At 64.4% G+C, this 24640-nt stretch carries 20 protein-coding genes; 8 read left to right on the top strand and 12 right to left on the bottom strand.

Going from position 1 to position 24640, the window contains the following annotated elements; genetic code table 11:
- Window positions 1-28 precede the first annotated feature (28 nt).
- Together ACVIGA_RS31725 and ettA are read right to left on the bottom strand one after the other, a co-directional pair.
- Window positions 29-613: a TIGR00645 family protein gene (locus ACVIGA_RS31725; RefSeq protein ID WP_375776449.1), complete on the bottom strand. Its 585-nt coding sequence runs from the start codon at window positions 611-613 to the stop codon at window positions 29-31.
- A 167-nt stretch (window positions 614-780) separates the two neighbouring features.
- A complete protein-coding gene (ettA, locus tag ACVIGA_RS31720) occupies window positions 781-2430 on the bottom strand; it encodes an energy-dependent translational throttle protein EttA (RefSeq protein ID WP_223969335.1) in 1650 nt (549 codons plus the stop codon).
- A gap of 273 nt (window positions 2431-2703) precedes the next feature.
- Here ettA and ACVIGA_RS31715 point away from each other — a divergent pair, with 273 nt between their 5' ends.
- Together ACVIGA_RS31715 and ACVIGA_RS31710 are read left to right on the top strand one after the other, a co-directional pair.
- Entirely contained in the window at window positions 2704-2946 is a 243-nt protein-coding gene (locus ACVIGA_RS31715) for a hypothetical protein (RefSeq protein ID WP_223969337.1), read from the top strand.
- A 125-nt stretch (window positions 2947-3071) separates the two neighbouring features.
- Window positions 3072-4034 carry a D-2-hydroxyacid dehydrogenase family protein gene (locus tag ACVIGA_RS31710; protein WP_456669085.1) on the top strand — a complete coding sequence of 321 codons (963 nt, stop codon included), beginning with the start codon at window positions 3072-3074 and terminating at the stop codon, window positions 4032-4034.
- A gap of 75 nt (window positions 4035-4109) precedes the next feature.
- Here ACVIGA_RS31710 and ACVIGA_RS31705 read toward each other — a convergent pair whose 3' ends face one another.
- Window positions 4110-5345, bottom strand: coding sequence for a L,D-transpeptidase family protein (locus ACVIGA_RS31705; RefSeq protein ID WP_456669084.1), 1236 nt, complete (start codon window positions 5343-5345; stop codon window positions 4110-4112).
- A 328-nt stretch (window positions 5346-5673) separates the two neighbouring features.
- Between ACVIGA_RS31705 and ACVIGA_RS31700 the strand changes: the two genes are divergently transcribed.
- The gene (locus ACVIGA_RS31700; protein WP_456669083.1) at window positions 5674-6513 is read left to right on the top strand and encodes a hypothetical protein; all 840 of its coding nucleotides are present in this window, start codon (window positions 5674-5676) and stop codon (window positions 6511-6513) included.
- A 9-nt stretch (window positions 6514-6522) separates the two neighbouring features.
- Here the strand turns inward: ACVIGA_RS31700 and sseA are convergent, their stop codons facing one another.
- The 3 genes from sseA to ACVIGA_RS31685 form a co-directional block, all read right to left on the bottom strand.
- Entirely contained in the window at window positions 6523-7380 is an 858-nt protein-coding gene (sseA, locus tag ACVIGA_RS31695) for a 3-mercaptopyruvate sulfurtransferase (protein WP_456669082.1), read from the bottom strand.
- A gap of 168 nt (window positions 7381-7548) precedes the next feature.
- Entirely contained in the window at window positions 7549-7962 is a 414-nt protein-coding gene (locus ACVIGA_RS31690) for a rhodanese-like domain-containing protein (RefSeq protein ID WP_016847778.1), read from the bottom strand.
- 122 nt (window positions 7963-8084) lie between these two features.
- Window positions 8085-9260 carry a vWA domain-containing protein gene (locus ACVIGA_RS31685; RefSeq protein ID WP_166216842.1) on the bottom strand — a complete coding sequence of 392 codons (1176 nt, stop codon included), beginning with the start codon at window positions 9258-9260 and terminating at the stop codon, window positions 8085-8087.
- Between the two features lie 167 nt (window positions 9261-9427).
- Between ACVIGA_RS31685 and ACVIGA_RS31680 the strand changes: the two genes are divergently transcribed.
- The 4 genes from ACVIGA_RS31680 (at window position 9428) to ACVIGA_RS31665 (ending at window position 14224) form a co-directional block, all read left to right on the top strand.
- Window positions 9428-11341 (top strand): diguanylate cyclase, encoded by a 1914-nt coding sequence (locus ACVIGA_RS31680; RefSeq protein WP_456669081.1) that lies wholly within the window; start codon window positions 9428-9430, stop codon window positions 11339-11341.
- 114 nt (window positions 11342-11455) lie between these two features.
- Window positions 11456-11701 (top strand): GlsB/YeaQ/YmgE family stress response membrane protein, encoded by a 246-nt coding sequence (locus ACVIGA_RS31675; protein ID WP_223969348.1) that lies wholly within the window; start codon window positions 11456-11458, stop codon window positions 11699-11701.
- A gap of 105 nt (window positions 11702-11806) precedes the next feature.
- A complete protein-coding gene (locus ACVIGA_RS31670) occupies window positions 11807-12649 on the top strand; it encodes an AAA family ATPase (protein ID WP_223969350.1) in 843 nt (280 codons plus the stop codon).
- Between the two features lie 72 nt (window positions 12650-12721).
- Window positions 12722-14224: a flavin-containing monooxygenase gene (locus tag ACVIGA_RS31665; RefSeq protein WP_456669080.1), complete on the top strand. Its 1503-nt coding sequence runs from the start codon at window positions 12722-12724 to the stop codon at window positions 14222-14224.
- A gap of 283 nt (window positions 14225-14507) precedes the next feature.
- Here ACVIGA_RS31665 and ACVIGA_RS31660 read toward each other — a convergent pair whose 3' ends face one another.
- The 6 genes from ACVIGA_RS31660 to ACVIGA_RS31635 all read right to left on the bottom strand — a co-directional run bounded on the left by ACVIGA_RS31660 (window position 14508) and on the right by ACVIGA_RS31635 (window position 23607).
- Window positions 14508-16151: a GMC family oxidoreductase gene (locus tag ACVIGA_RS31660; RefSeq protein ID WP_456669079.1), complete on the bottom strand. Its 1644-nt coding sequence runs from the start codon at window positions 16149-16151 to the stop codon at window positions 14508-14510.
- A 28-nt stretch (window positions 16152-16179) separates the two neighbouring features.
- A complete protein-coding gene (locus ACVIGA_RS31655) occupies window positions 16180-16773 on the bottom strand; it encodes a GNAT family N-acetyltransferase (protein WP_223969356.1) in 594 nt (197 codons plus the stop codon).
- 133 nt (window positions 16774-16906) lie between these two features.
- On the bottom strand, window positions 16907-17833 hold the full coding sequence (locus ACVIGA_RS31650; RefSeq protein ID WP_456669078.1) for an SMP-30/gluconolactonase/LRE family protein: 927 nt from the start codon (window positions 17831-17833) through the stop codon (window positions 16907-16909).
- A gap of 681 nt (window positions 17834-18514) precedes the next feature.
- Complete coding sequence (locus tag ACVIGA_RS31645; protein ID WP_456669077.1) at window positions 18515-19402, bottom strand: 4-(cytidine 5'-diphospho)-2-C-methyl-D-erythritol kinase; 888 nt, start codon at window positions 19400-19402, stop codon at window positions 18515-18517.
- A gap of 298 nt (window positions 19403-19700) precedes the next feature.
- Window positions 19701-21488: a tetratricopeptide repeat protein gene (locus tag ACVIGA_RS31640; RefSeq protein ID WP_456669076.1), complete on the bottom strand. Its 1788-nt coding sequence runs from the start codon at window positions 21486-21488 to the stop codon at window positions 19701-19703.
- A 460-nt stretch (window positions 21489-21948) separates the two neighbouring features.
- The gene (locus tag ACVIGA_RS31635) at window positions 21949-23607 is read right to left on the bottom strand and encodes an electron transfer flavoprotein-ubiquinone oxidoreductase (RefSeq protein WP_456669075.1); all 1659 of its coding nucleotides are present in this window, start codon (window positions 23605-23607) and stop codon (window positions 21949-21951) included.
- Window positions 23608-23800: 193 nt separating this feature from the next.
- Here ACVIGA_RS31635 and ACVIGA_RS31630 point away from each other — a divergent pair, with 193 nt between their 5' ends.
- Entirely contained in the window at window positions 23801-24610 is an 810-nt protein-coding gene (locus tag ACVIGA_RS31630; protein ID WP_456670931.1) for a uracil-DNA glycosylase, read from the top strand.
- Window positions 24611-24640 lie beyond the last annotated feature (30 nt).

Raw genomic sequence — 24640 nt, 5'->3', positions numbered from 1 at the left:
CCGCGCCAGCCATTGCTCGTTGTCCCGGCTAGTGCCCACCCTGCTGCTTGGCCCCCTCGATCGAGTCGTTCGACAGCTTGTCGACGAGGGCGATGCCGATGGCCGACAGGATGAAGACGCAGTGGATGATGGTCTGCCACATCACGCCGGTCTCGGTATACGTGCTCTTGCCGGACGACAGCGCGCCGGCCTCGATGAAGGTGCGCAGCAAGTGGATCGAGGAGATGCCGATGATCGCCATCGCCAGCTTGATCTTCAGCACGCTGGCGTTGACGTGGCTGAGCCATTCCGGCTCATCCGGATGTCCCTGCAGATTGAGGCGCGACACGAAGGTCTCATAGCCGCCGACGATCACCATCACCAAGAGGTTCGAGATCATGACGACGTCGATCAGGCCGAGGACGGCCAGCATGATCTGCTGCTCGCTGAAATCGAAGGCATGGGCGAACAGGTGCCACAGCTCCTTCAGGAACAGCACGACATAGACGCCCTGGGCGATGATCAGGCCGACATAGAGCGGCAATTGCAGCCAGCGCGATCCGAAGATCAGCATGGGAACGGGACGCAGCGACCGGCCCTTGGAGCGGGCGGGCGCGTCTGATAGTGCGGACATGTCGGGGTGCTCGCGGAATTGAGAAATTGCGGAGCGCTCTATCTACGCAATCCCGCGCGCTTGAAAAGCGACAACTGGCCGCAGATTTGCGCCGCGATGCCGTCATGATCCTGCAAAGAGGAACAGTCGAACGCGGCGCGATGGCCGCGTTCGACTGCTTTGACCGATCAGCGCGTCAGCTTCTTGTACTTCACGCGGTGCGGAATGATGCTGTCCTGGCCGAGCCGGCGCATCTTGTCCTTTTCGTAATCCTGGAAGTTGCCCTCGAACCATTCGACATGGCTGTCGCCTTCGAAGGCCAGGATGTGGGTCGCGATGCGGTCGAGGAACCAGCGATCATGGCTGATGATGACGGCGCAACCGGCGAAATCCTCCAGCGCCTCCTCTAGCGCACGCAGCGTGTCGACGTCGAGGTCGTTGGTCGGCTCGTCGAGCAGCAGCACGTTGGCGCCCGACTTCAGCATCTTGGCGAGATGCACGCGGTTGCGTTCACCGCCCGACAGCGCGCCGACCTTCTTCTGCTGGTCGGCGCCCTTGAAGTTGAACGACGAGCAATAGCCGCGCGAGTTGACTTCCTTCTTGCCGAGCAGGATCAGCTCGTTATTGCCTGAGATCTCCTCCCACACCGTCTTCTTGCCGTCGAGCGCGTCGCGCGACTGGTCGACATAGCCGAGATGCACGCTCTCGCCGACGGTGATGGAGCCCTTGTCGGGCTCCTCCTGCTTGGTGATCATCCTGAACAGCGTGGTCTTGCCGGCGCCGTTGGCACCGATCACACCGACGATGCCGCCCGGCGGCAGCTTGAAGGTGAGATCGTCGATCAGCATGCGGTCGCCAAAACCCTTGCTGAGGCCTTCGAAGTCCACCACGTTCTGGCCGAGACGCTCGGCGACCGGAATCGTGATCTGCGCGGTCTGGGTCTGCTTTTCGCTGGCCTGCTTCAGCAGGTCCTCATAGCGCTGATAGCGCGCCTTCGACTTGGCCTGGCGTGCCTTGGGGGACGACGCAATCCACTCCTGTTCGCGTGCCAACGTCTTCTGGTGGGCGGCGTCTTCGCGGCCCTCCTGCTCTAGCCGCTTCTGCTTCTGCACCAGCCAGGACGAGTAGTTGCCCTCGTAGGGAATGCCGCGGCCGCGGTCGAGCTCGAGGATCCAGCTCGTGACATTGTCGAGGAAGTAGCGATCGTGGGTCACGATCAGGATCGCGCCGGGATAGTTGCGCAGATGGCCTTCGAGCCATGACACCGACTCGGCGTCGAGATGGTTGGTCGGTTCGTCCAGCAGCAGCAATTCCGGCTGGTCGAGCAACAGGCGGCACAGTGCGACGCGGCGGCGCTCACCGCCCGACAGCTTTGTGACATCGGCATCGTCCGGCGGGCAGCGCAGCGCGTCCATCGCCTGGTCGACCTTGCTGTCGAGATCCCACAGGCCCTGCGCCTCGATCTCGTCCTGCAGCTTGGTCATCTCGTCGGCGGTCTCGTCCGAATAATTGACCGCGAGCTCGTTGTAGCGGTCGAGGATCGCCTTCTGCTTGGCGACGCCGAGCATGACGTTCTCACGGACGTTGAGTGCGGGATCGAGGTGCGGCTCCTGCTCGAGATAGCCGACGCGGGCGCCCTCGGCGACCCAGGCCTCGCCGTTATATTCCTTGTCGAGGCCGGCCATGATCTTGAGCAGCGTCGACTTGCCCGAGCCGTTGACGCCGAGCACGCCGATCTTGGCGTCCGGATAGAAGCTCAGATGGATGTTATCGAGCACCTTGCGGGTCGGATACGCCTTGGTCAGACCCTGCATGAAATAGATGAACTGGCGAGCCATCCGCTGTCCCTGGAATTGATCCGATTTAAAGGAAATTTTGCTGCCGCCGATGTAACGGCCGGCCCCCGAAAGCGCAACCGCAGGGCGGTTGTTTTCCATCCGTTCACCACGTTCCGTCCATTCGCCACGGGTGATTACGGGTTCGACACCATGTGCGCGCCGAATCACGACAATTGAAACCATCTTTTAATAAATCAGGCCAAAACTCGTCTCCAACGCCGAAAAACGGCGATTTTCGCGGCAGAACCGCGACCAAACAGTTGAGGCCACGTCATGGCTACCATCATTTCAGCACCTCTTTCGCGCTCCACGACCAAACGCGAGGCGACGCTGTTCGCCGAATTCAGCGCCTTCTGGCGGGCTTTCGTTGCCAAGGCTTTCCATCCCTACCGGCCGGAACTGCACTATATGCGCGGCCCGGGTCCGGCCTGCCGTGCCAAGCAGATGGCGCTGTCGCCGGCGGTCCGCTCGATGCTCGTCGATATCCGCACCGCGAAGACGCGCAAGCCATCCTGAGCCGCGTGACAATCGCCGCATTTTGAACCTGCGGCCGCTTGCGCGCCTGCCGATTGCGCGCGACCATCCGGGGCTCCCCGACGGTTGATTTTCCGCTGTCGCCTCACCCTGAATGGACCTTTCCGATGACGCGGCTCCGCTGTGCAATCCTCGACGACTATTTCGACATCGCGCTTTCGCTGGCCGACTGGCCGGCGATCACGGATCGCGTCGAGGTCACCGTGTTCGACCAGCCCTTCGCGAGCGAGGCGGAGGCAGCGGCCAAGCTGAAGGACTTCGAGATTATCTGCGCGATGCGCGAGCGCACGCCGTTCCCGCGCAGCCTGTTCGACGCATTGCCGAAGCTGAAGCTCATGATCACCTCGGGCATGCGCAACGCCGCAATCGACATCGAGGCCGCCAAGCAGCGCGACGTGGTGCTGTGCGGCACCCAATATAGCCGCGATCCCACCGCGCCCCTGACCATGGGCCTGATCCTGGAATTGACCCGTGGCATCGGCCGCGAGAATGCGCGGATGCACGCCGGCGAGGCGTGGCAGAGCTTTGCCGGCACCGAGATCGAGGGCAAGACGCTCGGTGTCATCGGCCTCGGCAAGCTCGGCAGCAAGGTCGCCGGCATGGCCAAGGCGTTCGGCATGAACGTGATCGCCTGGAGCCCCAACCTGACGCCGGAGAAATGCAAGGAGGCCGGCGTCGGCTACGCCAGCAAGGACGAGCTGTTCGCGACATCAGACATCATCACCATCCATGTCGTGCTGAGCCCGCGCTCACGCGGACTGGTCGGCGCTGCCGATCTCGCCCGCATGAAGCCGTCTGCCTATCTCGTCAACACCGCGCGCGGGCCGATCGTCGACGAAGACGCCCTGCTTGCGGCGCTGCGCGACAAGAAGATCGCCGGCGCCGGCATCGACGTGTTCTCGGTCGAGCCGCTACCGCTCGATCACCCGCTTCGCAAGCTCGACAACGTGGTGATCACGCCGCACCTCGGCTATGCGACGCGCGAGAGCCTGCAGGCGCACTATCAGCAGATGGTCGCGTGCATCGACGCCTTCACCAAGGGCAGCGAGCCGCCGCGGCGGCTGGCCTGAGATCGGACATCGATCGGCAAACAAAAAAGGCGCGCTGTTCGCGCGCCTTTTTCAATGATGAGTTTGCCGGTTGGCCTAGCGCACCGTGACCGGTGCGGGCAGCGGCTGGACCGAGGTCGGCTGCGTGCCGGGCAGCGGCGCGGCCTGAGCGGGGGCCATCGGGTTGGACGGCGGCGCGGCGGAAGCCGTCGTCGTGCCCGGGGCTGCGCCGCCGGGCAGCACAACCACACGGGTGCCGACCTTGGCGCGTTCGAACAGGTCCGAGACGTCCTCGTTCAGCATGCCGATGCAACCCGACGAGACGAACTTGCCGATGGTCGACGGCTGGTTGGTGCCGTGAATACGGTACACGGTCGAGCCGAGATACATCGCGCGGGCGCCGAGCGGGTTGCCGGGTCCGCCGGCCATGAAGCGCGGCAGATAGGGCTGGCGTTCAATCATCTCCGTCGGCGGATGCCAATCCGGCCACTCGGCCTTGCGGGTGATCTTCTGCACCCCGGTCCAGGTGAAGCCGTCGCGGCCGACGCGGACGCCATAACGGATCGCCCGGCCATTGCCCAGGATGTAATAGAGGTAGGTATTCGGCGTATCGACAACGATCGTGCCGGCCGGCTCCTTGGTCGCGAACGCTACTTCCTGGCGCCGCAGATTCGGGGCCAGTTGCGCCGGGCCGTCTTCCGGCTGCTCGTCCGCCGGCAGCGACGCGATCTGCAGCGGCTTGCCATTGGTATCGACGGGTGCCTGCTGCTGCGGCACCGCTCCGGTCACGCCTTCGGGCGGACGCATGCCGCCGCGGTCGTCGCCATAGGACACGCCGGCGGCCGGAACGCCATTGTCGCGATTGGCTTGCTGCGCGCCCGGACGATCGCCGTAGATCACCGGCGGCGGCCCCATCGGCCGGCCATAGCGCGGATCATCGGGCGACATCACCGGACCGGTCGGCGCACCGCGCTCGGAGTAGACCGGCTGGGAATTCATCGGACGGCCGTAGCGCGGATCGTCCGGCGACATCACGGGACCGGCCGGCGCACCACGATCGGAATAGACCGGTGCATTCGTCGGGCGGCCATAGCGCGGGTCATCCGGCGACATCACCGGGCCGGGCGGCGGCAGCGCGGCCGAATTGCGCGGCGCATCTTCATCGTCGAGCGAGTCGAAATCCGGCATGTTGCCCTGCGAGTAGGGCTGCGGCGCAGCCGAATAGGCCGGGCCCTGGGGAACCGGATACCCCTGCTGCGCACGCGCAAGCGAGGTTCCCGCCACGCCGAGAGCCGCGGCAGCGCAAATCGTCAGAATGCGGTTGATCATCATTGCTCTGTTATAGTCCCCAAGCCACACCGGACTGTTAACGGCCCAATGCAGGAAGATAGCGGCGCATTCAAGACAAATCCGCGAAACCCGGGCCATTTCGGGCATTTGTGATTTGCCGTCAACGCTGCGGCAAAGATGTCTCATGGGTCGGGAATGATTGTCCACCTGCCCAAAGTCATCAATCACCCGCATTTTGTAACAAACAGTCTCCGGGGGTTGCGATATCTTCGAATCCGCCTGATTCGCGTTCGCGACGCCGGCTCTCTTGTGTGGTCACCGCGTTCCCTCGACATCAAAGACCCTCCCGCAGAAGGGGGAACCCGCGCCCATGCTCCCCGGCCTTCGATTCCTGTTCGCCGCGATCGTGCTGGCGACGTCGCTTCTGGTGTTCGGGTTAGGGGCAGCCGCGCTGTTTCGCGCGGCGCATGAGGAATTCGCCAGCATTCCCGCCCGCCGGGCCCCGCCCGAACCGCAGTTTGCGCAGCAGCCCGAAACGCCGCCGGTGCTCGCCATGGTGCGGATCGAGCCATCAGCCGCAGACAAGGCGGCGGCCGACAGCCCGGTCCCCTCGACATCCTCGGAGCCAGTTGCCGCCTCCGAGCCGGCTGCTCCTGCCGAAGCCCCTCCTCCAGCCGAGCCGGCGAAGCTCGCCGCGGTGACGGCGGATGACGCACCGCCTGCTCCGCCGAAGCTGGAAGCCCAGACGGTCGAAACTCCTGCACCAGCGCAGTCGGCCGAAGTTGCTCCGCAGCCTCCGGCCGCAGATCCGTCGCCTGCATCGCAGCCCGCGCCGGTTTCCACGGAAGCGGCACCGGCGCCAGCCGAGGCCAAGGTCGCCGCCGTGGCCGACTCGCCTGCCACACCCAGCGAACCTGCGCTCGCGACCCCGGCACCAGCGATGGCTGCGCCAGACCCAGCACCGCCGTCACCCGAGGCCATCGCAGCCGCGACCAGGATCGCAACGCTGGGCGGACCCGAAGTTGTCGTCGAAGCGCCGGCCGCGCCGAAGGCCACGGAAGCAAAGAAGCCGGAGCGCAACGCGACCAGCAAGCCGGCGCATCGCAAGGAGCGCCGGCGGATTGTCCGCGCGGCACCGGTGCGGCAGGCCGTTCAGCAGCAACTCGATCCGTTCGGCAACCCGACCCTGGTGCCGCTCACGCGGCGTTGATCCCGCAGCTTAAGCCGGCCCCGTCGCGATCGGCGGGCCGCTCGCCTGTCCCCATTCCGACCATGAGCCGTCATAGAGCGCGGTGTCGGTGACACCGAGCCGGTAGAGCGCGAGCGTCAGCACGCCGGCCGAGACGCCGGAGCCGCAGCTTGTCACGATCGGCGCATCGAGCTTGACGCCGGCGCTGCTGAACGACTTGCGCAGATCGTCGAGCGGCTTCATCTCGCCGGTCGCGGCATCGAACAGTTGATTGTAGGGCACGTTGCGGGCGCCCGGGATGTGGCCCGCACGAATGCCCGGCCGCGGCTCCGGCGCGCGGCCCTCGAAGCGTTCGGCGGCGCGCGCATCGATCACCTGCTCGGAATGGCTTTCGACATTGGCGATCATCTGCTCGATACTGCGCACGCGCTTCGGATCGTAGCTCGCCTTGAAGGTCGCGGGCTTCGCCTTCACCTCGCCGCTCTCGACCGCCCTGCCCTCGGCGCGCCATTTCTTCAGACCGCCGTTGAGAATGCGCACATTGCGATGGCCGTAGGAAAGGAACATCCACCAGGCGCGCGGCGCGGCAACCCAGCCGCCGGAATCATAGATCACGACGGTGTCGGCATTGCTGACGCCGAGCCCACCGATGTCTCGGCCGAACTGCTCGGCGCTCGGAAACATGTGTGGCAGCGGACTGGAATGATCGGACACCGCGTCGACGTCGAAGAACACCGCACCGGGCAGATGCGCGGCGAGATAGTCGTCCTTCGGCAGCGGCAGCACGCCGGGCAGCTTGAAGGTCGCGTCGAGCACCTTGACGTTGGCGTCGCCGAGATGCGCAGCCAGCCATTCGGTCGAAACGAGCGGATCGTCGGTGGTGGTCATCTTGCCTGTCTCTCCATCGTCATTGCCGGACTTGATCCGGCAATCCATCTTGCTTCGAAACGATGGACACGCGGGTCCCGGCTACGCAAAAAGGCTTCGCCGGGCTCTCGGTGAAGTGGCCGCCGAAACTTCTTAGCGAAGGCGGCAAGCCCGCGTGTGACATCTTGCTCAGCCCTTCTTCTTCGGCTCCCACGCCTCGATCGGACCGCCGGCCTCGCGCCACGCAGCGAAGCCGCCGCCCATATGAGCGACCGGCTTCAGGCCCATGTCCTTCGCGGTCTTGGCGGCGAGCGCCGAGCGCAGGCCGCCGGCGCAGTGGAAGATGAACTTCTTGTCTTCCTGGAAGATCGGCTTGGCATAGGGGCTGTTCGGATCGATCCAGAACTCCAGCATGCCGCGCGTGCAGGAGAACGCGCCGGGGATCTTGCCGTCGCGCTCAATCTCGCGCGGGTCGCGGATGTCGACGATCACGACGTCGTTCTTGCCGATCAGCGTGATCGCATCGGCCGCGCTGATGGTCTCGATCTCGGCATTGGCCTCGTCGATCATCACCTTGATGCCGCGGTGGATGTTCTGGGGCATGGGGCTCTCCCTTTGTCTTTATCTTTTGCCACCGTCATTCCGGACAGACGCGAAGCGGCTGATCCGGAATCTCGAGATTCCGGGTTCGACGCTTCGCATCGCCCCGGAATGACGAAATTTGGTTACCGCACCAGCTCCCGCATCGCGTGCTCCAGACCCTCGATCGTGATCGGATACATGCGCTCGGAGAACAGGCGGCGGATGATGGTGGTCGATTCCGAATAGTCCCAGTGCTTCTGCGCCACCGGATTGAGCCACACCGCGTGCGGATAGGTGCGGGTGATGCGGTCGAGCCAGACCGAGCCGGCCTCTTCGTTGACATGCTCGACCGAGCCGCCGGGCACCATGATCTCGTAAGGCGACATCGAGGCGTCGCCGACGAACACCACCTTGTAGTCGTGCGGATACTTGTGCAGCACGTCCCAGGTCGGCGTGCGATCGGTGAAGCGCCGCTTGTTCTGCTTCCAGACGCCTTCATAGAGGCAGTTGTGGAAGTAGAAATATTCCATGTGCTTGAATTCGCTCTTGGCGGCCGAGAACAGTTCCTCGACCTGCTCGATATGCGAGTCCATCGAGCCGCCGATATCGAAAAACACCAGCACCTTGACCGCGTTGCGCCGCTCGGGGCGCATGTGCACGTCGAGATAGCCGTGGTTGGCGGTCTCCTTGATCGTGGTGTCGAGGTCGAGCTCATCGGGCGCGCCGGTGCGCGCGAACTTGCGCAGCCGCCGCAGCGCGACCTTGATGTTGCGGATGCCGAGCTCGACATTGCCGTCGAGATCCTTGAACTCGCGCTTGTCCCACACCTTCACGGCGCGGTTGTTGCGGTTCTTCTCCTGGCCGATCCGCACGCCCTCGGGATTATAGCCGTGGGCGCCGAACGGCGAGGTGCCGGCGGTGCCGATCCACTTGCTGCCGCCCTGGTGACGGCCCTTCTGTTCCTCGAGCCGCTTCTTCAAGGTCTCCATGAGCTTGTCCCAGCCCATGGCCTCGATCTGCTTCTTCTCTTCCTCGGTGAGATACTTCTCCGCGAGCTTCTTCAGCCACTCCTCAGGGATCTCTGCCTTGCCCATGGCGTCGAGCAGGCTCTCGAGCCCCTTGAACACGGTGCCGAACACCCGGTCGAACTTGTCGAGATTGCGCTCGTCCTTCACCAGGGCGGCGCGCGACAAATAGTAGAAGTTCTCGACGGTCTGTTCGGCGAGATCGGCGTCAAGCGCTTCCATCAAGGTCAGATATTCCCGTAGCGTCACGGGGACCTGGGCGTCGCGCAGCGATGTGAAGAACTGCAGGAACATGTTTACTTAAATCGCCCGCCCTGCCGGTGCCGTCAAGGGCCCCTGCCCCGGTTGCGGCTGCGGATCAGCCATTCACTTTCACTTAACCACCCCGGCCAGCTTCCGCTCCCGGGGGCGAAACGTGACGTTAAGATGGGGCGTTGATCACTGGAGGTAGCGCGCCGCCCGTGGACCCGATCGACTTGCCCAACAGCCCTGCCAAGCTGCCGAAACTGTTCTCGCCGACGGCGATCGTCGCCGCCGTGGTGACGGCGATGAGCATATTCGTGCTGGGTCTGTTGATCTGGAAGGCGGTCGAGGCGCGCACCATGGCGCTCGCCCAGGGCGAACGCGACATCCGCAACCTCACCCATTCGCTGGCGGAACACGCCTCGCATTCGGTCCAGGCGATCGATGTCTCCATGAATGCCATGGTCGACCTGCTGAAATACCAGAAGCCGCGCGTCGACCGCTTCAACGCGGCCTTGCGCAAGACCGCGGACGCGCTGCCGCAGATCCGGGAAATCGGCGTGATCGATCCCGACGGCAACCGGATCTACTCGTCGGCCGCGGAACTGCCGGCCCACAACAATGCCGACCGCAGCTATTTCATTGCCCATCGCGACTCGCCGGATGCGACGCTGCATATCAGCGAGCCGTTGCAGTCGCGGCTGACCGGGCATCCGACCATCGTGCTGTCGCGGCGCGTCACCAGGGAAGACGGCAGTTTCGGCGGCGTGCTGTTCGCGACCATCGAAAGCAGCTACTTCGACAATTTCTACCGGGCCTTCGAATTCGGTCCGCACGCCGGAATTACCCTGCTCCGTCTCGACGGCATCGTTCTGGCACATTGGCCGGCGGGCAAGTGGAACAAGGAGGTGTCTGCGGCTTTCAAGGCACAGATCGAGCAGGACCGCACCGGCTACACCAAGACCACATCGCCGTTCGACGGACGCGTCAAATATCTCGGCTTCGAACGCGCGTCGCAATATCCGATCGTGATCACCGTCGCGTTGCCGGAAGCCCAGGTGCTCGCCGCCTGGCATGAGGATCTGCGCAACGACCTGTTTGTCGCCGTGATCCTGATGGGGAGCGTCATCCTGTTCGCCATCCTGCTCGGCAAGGAGTTCGCCAAGCGGACCAGGGTCGCGCGGATGCTCAGGGAACGCGAGGCGCGCTACCGGCTGCTTGCCGACAACATCGCCGACGTCGTGATCCTCTTGGACCGCGACGGCCGCTTCCTGTTCGTGTCGCAGTCGGTCGAGACCATCCTCGGCCGCAAGCCGGACGATCTGATCGGCAAATCCTGCTTCGAGTTCGTGCATCCCGATCACCTCGCCGGCGTCGCCAGGGCGACATCGGAATTGACCAACTGGACGACCACCAAGACCGTGGACTTCAAGACCTTCCGCGCCGACGGGACCGAGATCTGGGTCGAGATCAACTTCAAGCTCGCCGGGCTTGCAGAAGACCATCAGGCCATCGAGGTCGTCGGCGTACTGCGCGACGTGACCGAACGCCGCAAGATGGAGGATGAACTCAACGCGCTGAACATGCGCCTGTCGGAGCTTGCGACCACCGACGGCCTGACCGCCCTCGCCAACCGCCGCAGCTTCGACAGCGCGCTGCCGTGCGAGTTCCGCGACCGCGAGCAGATCTCCCTCATCATGCTCGATATCGATCACTTCAAGGGTTTCAACGACACGCAGGGCCATCAGGCCGGCGACGAATGCCTGAAGCGCGTGGCCCGCGTGATCGCGGACGCCACCATCAACACCACGGCGCTCGCGGCGCGATACGGCGGTGAGGAGTTCGCGATCATCCTGCCCGGGATCGGCGAGCAGGACGCGCTGAAGGTCGCCGAAGCGATGCGTCTCACGGTGCGATCGCTGGCGATCGCCAATCCGCCCGCGCGGCGCGGCGTGGTCTCGATCAGCCTCGGGATCGCCAGCCGATCGGCTGCGACCGCCAACGAGAGCGAATTGCTTGGCCAGGCCGACCTTGCGCTCTACGAGGCGAAACGCTCGGGACGCGACCGCACGGTGCTCGCCTCGTCGCTCGCGGGTGACAATCATTCCGCAGGACGGAAACAGTACGCCTGACATACTATGCGCCCGGTGCCGTTCAGGGTACCGCTGCGCTGCGGAATCCACCCTAGACCGCCGGGCTTTTTCAATTACAATTGCGCCTGACAAGACATTGGGCAGGACGTTTGAATGGGCATCATTGCAGCACTGGTGATCGGCGCGATTGCCGGCTGGCTCGCTGGGCTGATCGTGCGCGGCGCGGGCTTCGGGCTGATCGGCAACATGGTCGTCGGCATCATCGGCGCGCTGGTGGCGAGCTGGCTGCTGCCGCGCCTCGGCGTCGGCCTCGGCGGCAGCGCGATCCGCGACATCGTCAACGCGACGATCGGCGCTTGCATCGTGCTGGTGATCGTATCGATGATCAGGCGAGCGTGATCGAACAATTTGCATCTCCAACGGCCGCTGCGAGAGCGGTCGTTTCATGTTGAGGCCCAAGGTGAGACCCATGCGGCCAACGAACGAAACAAGGCAAACAGATAGATGAAATTCACGGGTACCAAGGACTACGTCGCCACCGATGACCTCAAGGTCGCCGTCAATGCCGCCATCGTGCTCGAGCGCCCGCTGCTGGTGAAGGGCGAGCCCGGCACCGGCAAGACCGTGCTGGCCGAGGAAGTCGCCAAGGCGATCGATGCGCCGCTTTTGACCTGGCACATCAAGTCGACCACCAAGGCGCAGCAGGGCCTCTACGAATACGACGCGGTGTCGCGACTGCGCGACAGCCAGCTCGGCGACGCCCGCGTGTCCGACATCAAGAACTACATCAAGCGCGGCAAGCTGTGGGAGGCCTTCACCCACGAGAAGCGCCCGGTGCTCCTGATCGACGAGATCGACAAGGCCGACATCGAATTCCCCAACGACCTGCTGCTCGAGCTCGACCGCATGGAGTTCCATGTCTACGAGACCGGCGAGACCATCAAGGCAAAGCTGCGCCCGATCGTGATGATCACGTCGAACAACGAGAAGGAACTGCCGGACGCCTTCCTGCGCCGCTGCTTCTTCCACTACATCAAGTTCCCCGACGTCGACACCATGAACAAGATCGTCGACGTGCACTTCCCGGGCATCAAGAAGCGGCTGGTGGAAGAGGCGCTGCGGATCTTCTTCGAGGTCCGCGAGGTGCCGGGCCTGAAGAAGAAGCCCTCGACCTCGGAGCTGCTCGACTGGCTCAAGCTGCTGCTGAACGAGGACATCACGCCCGAGATGCTCAGGGAGCGCGACCCGCGCAAGCTGATCCCGCCGCTGCACGGCGCGCTGCTCAAGAACGAGCAGGACGTGCATCTGTTCGAGCGGCTGGCGTTCCTCAGCCGCCGCGAAGTCTAGTTCACGCAAACGCCGGGGCATTCGCTCCGGCGTTTTGCTGAGCCGCTCCAACCAAAAAGAAGACCAGGGAAGATGAACGTCCAGACCCAAATCCGCGCCGCCGAGCCCGTCACGACAGAGCATTTCGACGTCCTGATCGCAGGCGCCGGCATCTCCGGCGTCGGCGCTGCCTACCACCTGACCACGCAATGCCCGGGCACCAGCTTCGTGGTGCTGGAGACGCAGAAGACTTTCGGCGGCACCTGGTCGACGCATCGCTATCCCGGCATCCGCTCCGACAGCGACCTGCACACCTTCGGCTATCGCTTCAAGCCGTGGACCAGCGCTCCGATCGCGAGCGCGGCCGAGATCTTGAAATACATGGGCGAGGTGATCGACGAGAACGATCTCGCCCGCCACATCCGCTATCGGCACACCATCACCGCGGCGAACTGGTCGAACGAGACCAATCTCTGGACCATCGACGCTGTCCGTGTCGACACCGGTGAGCAGCTGCGCTTCACCACCAACTTCTTCTGGATGTGCCAGGGCTACTACCGCCACGACGCGGGCTACACCCCCGAATGGACCGACATGGCGAAGTTCAAGGGCACGGTCGTGCATCCGCAGACCTGGCCCGACGACCTCGACTACAAGGGCAAGCGCGTGGTCGTGATCGGCTCCGGCGCCACGGCTGCGACCCTGATCCCGGCGATGGCCAATGACGCCGGCCATGTCACCATGCTGCAGCGTTCGCCGACCTATTTCCGCACCGGCCGCAACGCGATCGAGATCGCCGAGGAGCTGCGCAGGCTGCAGGTCGACGAGCACTGGATCCACGAGATCACCCGCCGCAAGATCCTGTTCGAGCAGGACGCCTTCACCAGGCGGACCTTCGCCGAGCCCGAGGGCGCCAAGAAGGACCTGCTGGCGGCGGTCGAGGCCGTCCTCGGCAAGGACTACGACATCGCCACCCACTTCACGCCGCGCTACCGGCCGTGGCGGCAGCGCATCGCCTTCATTCCGGATGCCGACCTGTTCCACGCCATCAAGGACGGCAAGGCCTCCGTCGTCACCGACGAGATCGAGCGCTTCACCGAGAAGGGCATCCTGCTCAAGTCCGGCAAGGAGCTCGAGGCCGACATCATCATCACCGCGACCGGCTTCCACCTCTCCGCCAATGGCGGCATCGACTTCGCAATCGACGGCAAGCCGCTCGAGTTCAAGGACACCGTGACCTATCGCGGCATGATGTTCACCGGCGTGCCGAACCTCGTCTGGGTGTTCGGCTATTTCCGCGCCAGCTGGACCTTGCGCGTCGATCTGGTCGGCGACTTCGTCTGCCGCATGCTCAAGCACATGAAGGACACCGGCGCGAACAAGGTGACGCCGGCGCTGCGCCCCGAAGACCACAACATGCCGCTGCTGCCGTGGATCGATCCGGAGAACTTCAACCCCGGTTACATGATGCGCGGCATGCACCTGCTGCCGAAGCGCGGCGACAAGCCGGAATGGCAGCACAACCAGGACTACTGGGCCGAGAAGGACGAATTCCCGGCGATCGACCTCAAGGACAAGGCGTTCGTCTACGGCTGAGGTCTCTTCTTCTTTCCCGTCACCCAAGTATGGATCCCGTCATCCTGAGGTGCCCGCGAAGCGGGCCTCGAAGGATGCACGGCCCGGCTGGTGGCCGTCGATCCTTCGAGGCTCGCTCCGCTCGCACCTCAGGATGACGGTGATGGATCATGTGCGCTGATTTCATCGGCATCATTCCGCACATCTGCCGTCATTGCGAGGAGCGTAAGCGACGAAGCAATCCATCCATCCGTTGCGCGGGAGATATGGATTGCTTCGCTTCGCTCGCAATGACGGGAATCCCTCACGCATACTCCGGCAGCTTCGCAGCCACCTCCGGCTGCTTGCCGCGGATCATGTCGGAGGCCTTGTCGGCGATCATCAAGGTCGAGGCGTTGAGATTGGCCGAGATCATCCGCGGCATGATCGAGGCGTCGATCACGCGCAGGCCGTCCATGCCATGGACCCGAAGCTGGTCGTCGACCACCGCCCAGGGCGCGTCGGCCGGGCCCATCCGGCAGGTGCAGCCGGGATGGAAGGTGGTGGTGCCGCGCTGGGTCGCGGCCGCGAGCAGCTCCTCGTCGCTCGTGACCTTCGGACCCGGAAAGTCCTCATAGGCGAAATACGGCTTGAGCGGCTCGGAGGCGAGCAGCCGGCGCGCCAGCTTCATGCCGGCGACGACGACGCGGCGGTCGATCTCCTCGGCAAGATAGTTGGTCTGGATGATCGGCGGCGCGAACGGATCGGCGGAGCGGATGCGGACATAGCCGCGGCTCTCCGGCCGCTGCTGCCATGAGGCCACCGTCATGCCGGGCTCGTCCTCGAGTTGGCCCTGCACGCCTTCCTTGTAGCTCGCCGGCGTGAAGGTGAGCTGCAGGTCTGAGCTTTCGGTGGTCTCGCCGGAATGCCAGAAGCAGTAGACCATGGTCGGCGACAGCGACAACAGCCCGCGCCGCGTCGTCGCCCATTTGATCGCCTCGCCCCACAGGCTGAAGCCGCGGCGCATTTCGTTGATGGTCCGGATGTTCTTGACCCGCGCCACCGAACGCGGCGCGTAATGATCCTGCAGGCCTTCACCGACACCCGGCAGCGCGTGGCGCACCTCGATGCCGTGCGACTGCAACAGCTCGGGCGAACCGACGCCGGAGAGCTGCAACAGCTGCGGCGAGTTATAGGCGCCGCCGGAGAGGATGACCTCCTTGGTGGCGCGGATCTCCAAGGGATCACCGTGCTTGCCGCCGCGGTTGTAGCGCACGCCGACCGCGCGCTTGCCCTCGAAGATGATACCTGTGACATGCGCATGCGTGCGTACGTCGACATTCGGACGCTTTCGCACCGGATGCAGGAACGCGGTCGCCGCGCTGACCCGGCGCCCGTTCAGGATGGTGCGCTGGCAGTACGACACGCCCTCCTGGATCTGGCCGTTGTAGTCGGGATTGCGCGGAATCCCGAGGCTGACCGCGCCCGCCATGAAGGCTTCGCAGAGCGGGTCCTGCCAGTCCATCGTGGTGACGGTGAGATTGCCGTCGCGGCCGCGATAGGTGTCGTCGCCCTCACCGATCCTTCGCTCCATGCGCCGGAAGTACGGCAGCACGTCGGGATAGCCCCAGCCGCGATTGCCGAGCTGCGCCCAGGTGTCGAAATCCTGGCGCTGGCCGCGGTTGTAGATGTGGCCGTTGATCGAGGACGAGCCGCCGAGCGTCTTGCCGCGCGGCGCGTAAATGCTGCGCCCGCCGGTGTAGGGACCCACCTCCTGCTGGTAGGCCCAGTTCACGCTCTTCATGTGGAAGGTCTTGATGAAGCCGGCCGGCAGATGGATGTAGGGATGCCAGTCGCTCGGCCCTGCCTCGAGCACGCACACCCGCGTGCCCGCATCTTCACTCAACCGGTTGGTCAGCACGCTCCCGGCGGAGCCTGCGCCGATGATTACATAATCGAACGTTTCCATCGTCTCGTTTCTGGCGCCGACCGAAGTGTCAGCGCGGCTTTTCGTTGAGTTGATAGTTGAGATGCGCCTTCACCGTCGGCCATTCGCTGGCGATGATGCTGTAAACCACGGTGTCGCGCAACGTACCGTTGGGCGCGATCTGATGGCTGCGCAGGATGCCGTCCTGCTTGGCACCCAGACGCTCGATGCCGCGCCGGCTCTGGTGATTGAAGAAATGCGTGCGGAACTCGACCGCGATGCAATCGAGCTTCTCGAAGGCATGTTGCAGCAGCAGCAGTTTGCACTGCGTGTTGACCGCGCTGCGCTGCACACGCTTGGCGTACCAGGTCGAGCCGATCTCGACGCGGCGGTTCGGCGTGTCGACATTCATGTAGGTCGTCATGCCCGAGATCTTGCCGTCGGCGTCGAACACCGTGAACGGCAGCATCGATCCGGCCGCCTGCAAGCCGAGCCTGCGGTCGATCTCCTTGGCCATGTTCTCCGGCTGCGGAACGGCGGTGTACCAGAGGTTCGACAGACCGCCGTCCTTCACCGCTTCGACGAGACCGTCGCGATGATCATGCGAAAGTGGTTCGAGCCGCGCATGCGCGCCGCGAAGGGTGACCGGTTCAAGCCAAGGCATTCGAATATCCTCTACGGAGAAGCGGGTCTCATTCTAATCGTCATTGCGAGCGAAGCGAAGCAATCCATCTATCCGCACATGTGGAGAGATGGATTGCTTCGTCGCTTCGCTCCTCGCAATGACGGCGAGTGCATCATTTGTTCAGAAAATTCAGCGGCAATCCCGGCCGCGACCAGTCCATCGCGATCAGCTCGCCCTTGCCGGACAGCGTGATGTAGGCGGTCTTCAGGTCGGGGCCGCCGAACGCGATGTTGGTGGTGACGCGGTCGCCGGTCGGAACCTGCTCGACCAATGTGCCGTCGGGTGCGATCACCGAGATGCAGCCCGAGATCAGCGTCGCGAGGCAGACATTGCCTGATGCTTCGACGGCGAGCGAGTCGAACATCTGGTAACCGCCGAGGCCCGCGATCGGCTTGCCGCGTTCACCGCGATAGATCACGTCGCGCGGCTTGATGGTGCCTGGCTCGGACACCTCATAGGCCCACAGCCGTGCGGTCGGCGTCTCCGCGATGTAGACGGTCTTCTCGTCCGGCGACAGGCCGATGCCGTTGGCCGGCAGGATGCCATGCACGGCCTCGACGATCTCGTTCATGCCGGGCTTCAGATAATAGAATGCGCCGACATCCATCTCGCGGGCACGGCGCTTGCCCAGATCGGAGAACCACAGGCCGCCGTGCCTGTCGAACACCAGATCGTTCGGGCCGCGCAGCTCATGCTCGCCGCACTTCGTCACCACGGTCTCGATCTTGCCGGATTGCAGATCGACGCGCTGGATCGAGCCGCCGAGATAATCCTCGGGCTGCGGACCCGGCATGATCATGTTCTTGGTCGGGATCCAGGAGAAGCCGCCATTGTTGCAGATGTACATCTTGCCGTCGGGACCGAGCGCCGCGCCGTTCGGGCCGCCCGGCACCTTGGCGACGATCTCCTTGCGCCCGTCGGGATACACCCGGGTCAGCCGCTGGCCGCGGATTTCGACCAGCACGACCGAACCGTCGGGCATGACGACGGGACCCTCGGGAAATTCCAGATCGGTGGCGAGTACGCGGATATTGGCCATGGCATCCTCCCGGCTCATTTGCTGCAGGCGGATTTTCGAACGGTCCCGCACGCGCAACGTTGTTGTTTCATCCTGTTATGGCAAACGGGGTTTGGCTTGCCAAGCAATCCGGGGCGCAACGCTGCCCGGCGTTGAGGTGGGATGATGCCGCAGTAGCGGCGGCGTCGCTGCCGACATGATCAAGCCCGTCATCCCCGCGCAAAGGCTTTGCCTTTGTCGCTGGAGGAGCCGCGAAGCGGCGTCTCGAAGGATGCACGGCCCCGCTGGTGGCCGTCGACCCTTCGAGACGGCCGCTCCGCGGCCTCCTCAGGGTGACGGTGATGGGGCCCAGGTACACACTTCTCTCTGTTCGTCGTCCTGGCAAAAGCCGGGATCCATAAGCACCGCGCTTGGTGATGAATGGGATCGTTGCCCCAGCATCGCACAACAATTCTCATCTGGGGTAATGGGTCCTGGCTTTCGCCAGGACGACGATGATTGTGTGGCACGGCCTGCATCCACAATCGTCGTCCCTGCGACGCAGGACCCATAACCACAGGGTTGTGTTGTTGAAGAGGGCTGCGGCCCCAGCGGGGCGCGCCTTTTGGCGCGAGCCCCGAATCCATCAGGCCGCACAAGATGTGGATCAATGGATTCCGGGCTCGTGCTTCGCACGCCCCGGAATGACGGCGGAGAGAAACTCTAGCTCAGCGCACCCGCATGCACCCACCAGCCGGGATGCGCGGCGCGGAGCCTTTCGCCGGCGGCCTGGGCGTCGGTGTCGGTTCCGAACACGGCAAAGCAGGTCGCGCCGGAGCCCGACATGCGCACCAGGCGAGCGCCGCTGGTCTCACGTAGCGCGGACAAGACGTCGCTGATGACGGGCTCGATGCGCGCGGCGGGGGCTTCGAGGTCGTTGGTGCCGCGCGACAGCGCTGCGATCCAGTCGTCGACCACGCGGCCGGCGTCCGGCCAGGACGGCCCCTGCATCACGACATCGGCGGCGCCGATCAAGAGCTCGCCATGACGCAGGCCGAGCGCATTGAAGACATCCTTGGTCGCAACCGGCACGCGCGGATTGACCAGCACGCACGGCAGTGTCGGCAGGTCGAGCGGCAGCAGGCCCTCGCCGACGCCGGTCATGTCGCAGGCGCGCGAGGCGACGCACGCCGGCACGTCGGCGCCGGTCTGCAGCGCGACCTCCATGATCCTGCTGTCGTCGAGCGAGAGCTCGTTGAGCCGCGCCAAAAGCCGCAGCGCTGCGGCAGCATCCGCCGAGCCGCCGCCGATGCCGGCCGCAACGGGCAGCACCTTCTCCAGCGTGAAATGGCCGACCTCGAGGTCTGCGACGCGCTCACCGAGCAGCCGCGCGGCCTTGAGCACCAGATTGTCCGATGTATCGCCGCAGGCATCGGCCAGCGGCCCCAGCATCGACAGCGACAGCTCGGGGCCCGGCTCGAGCGTGAGACGATCGGCGCAATCGGCAAACGCGACGACGCTCTCCAGGTCGTGAAACCCATCGACGCGCCGCCCGACAACCTTCAGCGTCAGGTTGACCTTGGCACGCCCTTCTTCAATCAGCGCCGGCACGGCGATAAACCTCTAAAAACAAACATGTGCTGCGATTAGCGTAAATCGCCTCACGATCCTATCCCTTTGTTTGCACGGAAATTCCGCCCTTGGCATGCGCTGGGCGCGGGCAAACCGTCATGGCCTTGTCTGCTTCCGTCATTCCGGGGCGCCCGAAGGGCGAGCCCGGAATCTCGAGATTCCGGGTTCGATGCTCCGCATCGCCCCGGAATGACGGGAGCCAGAAACGCGGATGCCCGGGACAAAGCCCGGGCATGACGTCTCAACCGGCAATGCAACGCTGGCGAATTGCGCCAGATCAACCGCCCTTGCCGTCGTCGTCCTTCTTCTTGTCGGCGGAGGCAGCGTTCGAGGTGTCGTCCGGCAGGCCGTTGTCGATCTTGGCCTGGATCTTCGGCAGCTCTTCCGGCTCGGGCTTGAGGTCGCGGGCATGCGCCCACTGGAACCTGGCTTCCAGCGTGCGGCCAACGCGCCAGTAGGCGTCGCCGAGGTGGTCGTTGATGGTCGGATCTTCCGGCTTCAGATCGATCGCGCGCTCGAGGTTCTTCACCGCCTCGTCGTAATTGCCGATCCGATAATAGGCCCAGCCGAGGGAATCGACGATGTAGCCGTCATCAGGACGCTGATCGACGGCACGCTTGATCATCTTCATGCCTTCGTCGAGGTTGATGCCCTGGTCGATCCAGGAATAGCCGAGATAGTTCAGCACATGCGGCTGCTCGGGCTGCAGCTCGAGCGCCTTGCGCATGTCGGCCTCGGCCTTGTTCCACTGCTTGGAGCGCTCCTCGCAGATGCCGCGGTAGTAGTAGGTGACCCAGGCGTTCTTGTCGCCGCCGGCGGCCGGCAGTGCGTCGATTGCCTGCGAATAGGTGGTGGCGCAGTCGGCGAACTTCTTGCGGCCGCGCTCGATGTTGCCGAGCGCGAGGATCGCCTCGATGTCCTTCGGCTGATCCGTGGTGACTTCCTTGAGGATCTTGATCGCCTCGTCGCTGCGGTCGGCGGCGTCGAGATTGGTCGCGAGCTGGATCTGCGCGTTGCGCTTCAGCGGCGAGGACGCCGGCATCCGCTCATAGACCTTGATCGCCATCTGCGGCTTCTTCACCGATTCATAGAGATCGGCAAGCGACAGCAGCGCCAGCGGATGGTTCGGCTGCAAATAGAGCGCGAGCTGCAGATAGACCAGCGCGAGATCCTCGCCGCCGCGGCGGGTCAGCGTCGCGCCGATGCCGTACAGCGCCTCGGCGGCGCCGGCCTGCGGTGAATCGATCAGCGGCGGCAGCTTCTTGCCAGCCTTGGTTTCCTTGATGCCTTCCAGCACCAGCGGATGACGCGGCAGCTTCTTGTCGAACGCCTCGTACATCGCGGTCGCGGCAGCGGCATCCTTGTTGCGCGAGGTCCAGCGCGCATATTCGTCGACCGTACGCAGCATCGAATCGTCGAGCTTGAACACCTTCTCGAAGCGGGCCCCGGCATCCTTCTCCTTGCCGGACAGCTCGTAGATCATGCCGGCGTGCAGGTCCTTGAAGATCGGATACCATTCGGGGCCGGTCAGCTTGTCGATCGAGGCGACCGCGCCCTTGCTGTCGCCGGCGCCATAGGCCGCCCAGGCCGACAGCAGCGTCGCCACCAGATCGGTGATCGGGCCGCGCACCGACTGGTTGATGTTGGACTGCGCGGCGGCGTATTTCTTCAGCTTGAGGTCGCGCACGCCGACGACGAGGCGGGCGACGCGGTTGGCTTTGTCCTGGGTCAGGATGCGGTCGGCGAGCTTCACCGCCTCATCGATGTCGCCGTCGGCGAGCGAGGAGATGAAGGCGCGGTCGAGCAGCTCGGAATTCTTCGGATCGGTGCGCAGCGCCGAGCGGTAGAATGCCGCAGCCGAGGCCGCATCGCGCTCGACACTGGCGTGGCGGGCGGCCAGATAGCTGCCGGCGGTGGTCAGCGACTTCAGGTCGGTCTTGGACGGGAATTGCGCGGCATTGTCGGTCGGATGGTCGGGCGTCTGCGCCGCAAGCTGCGCAGGCACGGCAAGCGCCGCGGCAGCAAGAACGGCAATCGTCAGGCGGTTGAAACGGGTGGACAGCATCACGGTCGCCTTGCTCCAGGGGTTTAAGGCCACGAAGGATTTACGGCCAAGATCTTCGCGACAAGGTCTTGCGATCAGTCTCAAAATGCGAACCCAAGCGGCGGCATCACGGCGAGCGACAATGCCGCTTTTGGCGTTTATCCGCAAGGATCGCCCAAAGGTAACCCATGCCGAATCGATTGGCAGATTAGGCCGTTAGGCCCGCCGATCCAGCCAGCCCACCGCAAGACCCTCCCACTATGGCGGTATCGTGACCGGGCCCCGGCATATTCGCGTGCGGAAGCAAAATGCGCCGGATACTGCCGCCGCGGCCCCTTGTTCCGCGTCTCCAGCTGCATCCGGCGCGCAATCCTGCCGCTCCAAACGAGGAAAGCCCAAGCGGAGGCTGCGGCAGGTTGGCGGCCGCCTCACGCAAATGTGGTCGGCCGCGTCAGCCTTACCCTTCAATCGCCTCCGGGCCTTACATCGCCTCGTAGTTCGGACCGCCGCCGCCCTCCGGAGGAACCCAGGTGATATTGCCGTTGGGGTCCTTCACGTCGCAGGTTTTGCAGTGGACGCAGTTCTGGGCGTTGATCTGGAAGCGCGTGGTGGCGCCCTCCTCGACCCATTCATAGACGCCGGCCGGGCAATAGCGGTTGGAGGGGCCGGCGAACACGTCGTGCTCCGACGTCTTCTGCAGGTTCATGTCGGCGACCTTGAGATGGACCGGCTGGTCCTCCTCATGGTTGGTGTTGGACAGGAACACCGACGACAGCTTGTCGAACGAGATCTTGCCGTCCGGCTTCGGATAGGCGATCGGCTGGTGCTGCTTGGACGGATCGAGCGTCTTGCGGTCCGGCTTGGCGTGCGACTGGGTGCCGAACAGCGAGAAGCCGAGCGTGTTGCACCACATGTCGAAGCCGGAGAGCGCCATTCCGAGCAGGTTACCGAACTTCGACAGCAACGGCTTGGCATTACGGACCTTGAACAGGTCCTTGCCGATCGCGGACGAACGCCAGGCATTCTCGTACTCGACGAGCTCGTCATTGGCGCGGCCGGCACCGAGCGCCGCCGCGACGTGCTCGGCGGCGAGCATGCCGGAGCCCATCGCATTGTGGACGCCCTTGATGCGCGGGACGTTGACGAAGCCGGCCGCGCAGCCGATCAGCGCGCCGCCCGGGAAGGAGAGCCGCGGCACCGACTGGTAGCCGCCCTCGGTGATGGCGCGCGCGCCATAGGCGAGCCGCTTGCCGCCTTCGAACAGTTCGCGAATATCCGGGTGCGTCTTCATGCGCTGGAATTCGTCGAACGGCGACAGATACGGGTCGGTGTAGTTCAGATGCACGACGAAGCCGACCGCGACGCGGTTGTCGTCGTAGTGATAGAGGAATGAGCCGCCGCCGGTCTTGTCGTTCAACGGCCATCCCAGCGTATGCTGGACCCGTCCCTTGCGGTGCTTCGCCGGATCGATCTGCCAGACCTCCTTCAGCCCGATGCCGAATTTCGGCGGCTCGGAGTTGGCGTCGAGCTTGTACTTCGCGATCAACTGCTTGGTGAGCGAGCCGCGCGCGCCTTCGGCGAACAGCGTGTACTTGCCGAGCAGCTCCATGCCGCGGGTGTAGGAATCCTTGTGGCTGCCGTCCTTGGCGATGCCCATGTCACCGGTCGCGATGCCGCGCACCGCGCCCTTGTCGTCATAGAGCACTTCAGCGGCGGCAAAGCCCGGATAGATCTCGACGCCGAGCGCTTCCGCCTTCGGCGCCAGCCAGCGACAGACGTTGCCGAGCGAGCCGATGTAGTTGTGATGATTGTGCATCAACGGCGGCATGATGAAGTTCGGGATGCGGAACCAGCCCTGCGACGTCGTCCAGTAGAAGCGGTCTTCCTTGACCTGAGTCTTCAGCGGACAGTCCGCGTCGTCGCGCCAGTCCGGGATCAGTTTGTCGAGCGACACCGGATCGATCACCGCACCCGACAGGATGTGCGCGCCGACCTCGGAGCCCTTCTCCACCACGACGATCGAGAGCTCGGGATTGAGCTGCTTCAGCCGGATCGCGGCCGACAGGCCCGACGGGCCGGCGCCGACGATGACGACATCGAATGCCATAGACTCGCGCGGGGGAAGGTCTTCAGCACTCATGATCTTGATCTCAGCCCATTGAGAACGCTTCTAAGCTTTTCAAAAGTCGTTGTTTCCGATTTTTGGCGGAAGGACAACCATGGAATTGCGCTCCCATGGCTTTGCACGGCCCGGATACCTCAAGAGAATAATCTTTTCCGAAATCGAGCCTCCACTTTTCTCCGCCATGCTCTAGATTGCGCCGATCATGGCCCTGACGCCCGAGCCCACCCCTACACTGCAGCAATTGCTGGCCTTTTACCTCGAGGCCGGGGTCGATTGCGCGCTTGGCGACGAGCCGATCAACCGGCTGGACGAGCCCGAGCCAGTTCCCGCCGCCGCCGCGCCGCGTCCAGTTGCCCTCAATCCGCTGCGCCCGCCGCCGATGCCGGCCGTTCCGCGCAGCGAAATCACCATCGCGCCGGACGCTGCGATCGCCTCCGCGCGCGAGGCCGCACGCACCGCGCCGACGCTCGAGGCGCTGCGTGGACTGATGGAGACATTCGACGGCTGCGCGCTGAAGCACACCGCGACCCGACTGGTGTTCGCCGACGGCAATCCGCAGGCGCGCGTGATGTTCGTCGGCGAGGCGCCGGGCCGCGACGAGGACATCGAGGGACTGCCGTTCGTCGGCCGCTCCGGCAAGCTGCTCGACCGCATGATCGCGGCGATCGGGCTCGATCGCAGCAAGGCCTATATCGCCAACGTCATCCCGTGGCGGCCGCCGGGCAACCGCACGCCGACGCCGCAGGAGACGCAGGTGTGCCTGCCCTTCATCCAGCGCCATATCGAGCTGGTGAATCCCGACGTGCTGGTGACGCTCGGCAATCCCTCGACGCAGGCGCTGCTCGGCACGCGCGAGGGCATCATGCGCACGCGCGGCAAATGGATCGACTACGACACCGGCACGCGCACGATCCGCGCCGTCGCCACCTTCCATCCGGCCTATCTGTTGCGCTCGCCGTCGTACAAGAGATTGTCGTGGCAGGATTTGCGCGCGATCGCGAAGGTGCTTGCTCCGTAGGATCGGTAGAGCGCAGCGAAACCCATCATT

This window comes from Bradyrhizobium sp. USDA 3240, from assembly GCF_054063295.1.
This window is presented reverse-complemented; position numbering and strand designations above follow the sequence as displayed.